Annotated in this window: 1 protein-coding gene and 1 pseudogene; one reads left to right on the forward strand and one right to left on the reverse strand. The window is 64.7% G+C overall.

What is annotated here, in order from left to right:
* Positions 1-1,175, forward strand: a 1,175-nt coding sequence (locus EOA86_RS32210) for an AAA family ATPase (RefSeq protein ID WP_128345289.1), incomplete at its 5' end; no start/stop codon positions are given.
* Positions 1,176-1,492: 317 nt separating this feature from the next.
* Here EOA86_RS32210 and EOA86_RS32215 read toward each other — a convergent pair.
* Positions 1,493-2,078, reverse strand: a pseudogene (locus EOA86_RS32215) (hypothetical protein); the annotation flags it as partial.

Raw genomic sequence — 2,078 nt, forward strand, 5'->3', positions numbered from 1 at the left:
CTGGTTCAGCGTCTGCTCGCGTTCGTCGTTGCCGCCATCGCGGCGCCGGCCTCGGCGGCGGCAACGACGAACGCGAGCAGACGCTGAACCAGTTGCTGGTCGAAATGGACGGCTTCGAATCCAACGAAAGCATCATCCTGATCGCCGCCACCAACCGGCCGGACGTGCTCGACCCGGCGCTGCTCAGGCCCGGCCGTTTCGACCGCCAGGTGGTGGTGCCGAACCCCGACATCGTCGGCCGCGAGAAGATCCTGAAGGTGCATGTGCGCAACGTGCCGCTGGCGCCCAATGTCGACCTCAAGGTGATCGCACGCGGCACGCCGGGCTTTTCCGGCGCCGACCTGATGAACCTCGTCAACGAATCCGCCCTGATGGCGGCGCGGCGTAACAAGCGCCTTGTCACCATGGCCGAGTTCGAGGACGCCAAGGACAAGATCATGATGGGCGCCGAGCGCCGCTCGTCGGCGATGACCCAGGCCGAGAAGGAACTCACCGCCTATCACGAGGCCGGCCACGCCATCCTGGCGCTGAACGTGCCGTCGGCCGATCCGCTGCACAAGGCGACCATCATCCCGCGCGGCCGGGCGCTTGGCATGGTTATGCAGCTGCCGGAAGGCGACCGTTATTCGATGAGCTACAAATATATGATCTCGCGCCTCGCCATCATGATGGGTGGCCGCGTCGCCGAGGAGTTCAAGTTCGGCAAGGAGAACATCACCTCGGGCGCCTCCTCGGACATCGAGCAGGCAACCAAGCTGGCGCGCGCCATGGTCACGCGCTGGGGCTTCTCCGACAAGCTCGGCCATGTCGCCTATGGCGATAACCAGGAAGAGGTCTTCCTCGGCCATTCGGTGGCGCGCACGCAGAACGTCTCGGAAGAGACGGCGCAGATCATCGACGCCGAGGTGCGCCGGCTGATCGACGAGGCCTATTCGACGGCGAAATCCATCCTGACCAAGAAGAAGAAGGAATGGATCGCGCTGGCGCAGGGGCTGTTGGAATATGAGACGCTGTCCGGCGAGGAGATCAAGCAGCTGATCGCCGGCCACAAGCCCGCCCGCGATCTCGGCGACGACACGCCACCGAGCCGTGGCTCGGCCGTGCCGAAGTCCGGCAGCCGCCGCAAGAAGGGCCCGGAGCCCGAAGGCGGCATGGAGCCTCAGCCGTCAAGCTAGGGTCCGGATCAGGAGATTGATTTCGAAAATCGCCGCGGTGTTGATCGCGGCGGTTTCATTTGGAGGGCCGCCAGCAGTCGGTCGCGGCCTGAAAACTCCATCGCTTCACCCAGTGCCGGGGACTTCTCCACATGGGAGGTAGACGCTGAAGGTTTGCGGAGGCCGTGATGAGGGCCGATCTCCCGCAAGGGGGAGACCGGCCGTCACCTCCGCTTTTACAAACCGTCAGCACTGCCGGCACAATTTATCGCCGGCAACAGGAAGGCCCGCGAACCTTGCGGTTGGCGGGCCTTCCTGTCTTCAGGTGTTACTGCCGATCAGCTCTTCAGCGCGGCATTGCAAAGGCTGTAGAAGCCGCCACCCTTCTGGATCCACTTGAGGCCACCCAGCGTATCGGCCTCCTTGTTGGCGTGGTACTGGTCGCGGCAGGTGTGCATGCGGCCCTTCGCCGGGGTTTCGCTGCTATACTTGGTGGAGATCGCCTTCGGAAACGTCACACCCTGGGGAGCGGTGACGGTCGGCGTTTCCGGGTGGCTGGTGAGGCTTGCCTGATCGGCTGCCGGCATGGTGTCGTCGTCGGAACCACTGGCACCGCACTGGCTCATGCGGAAGTCGTTCCACTTCATGCCGTTCAGCGTGTTGCCGGTCTTGGCCGCCTGATACTTGGCGCTGCAATCCGCCCTGCTGAGGCCGTTGCCTGCGTTGGCAGTCGCCGCTGCCTTGGGCGTCTCTGCGGCGGGTTCCACCGTCGCGCTGGCGCCGGCGGCGCATTCGCTCTTGCGGAAGTCATTCCACTTCGTGCCGTTCAGCGTGCCGGCGGCCTTTGCGGCCTGGTATTTGGTGCTGCATTCTTTCGCCGTCGGGCCCGGTGCCGCGTCGGTAGTTGCAGCGCTGGTGCTTTCC

Origin of the sequence: Mesorhizobium sp. M5C.F.Ca.IN.020.32.2.1, assembly GCF_004023105.1 — a bacterium.
Classification (GTDB): domain Bacteria; phylum Pseudomonadota; class Alphaproteobacteria; order Rhizobiales; family Rhizobiaceae; genus Mesorhizobium; species Mesorhizobium wenxiniae.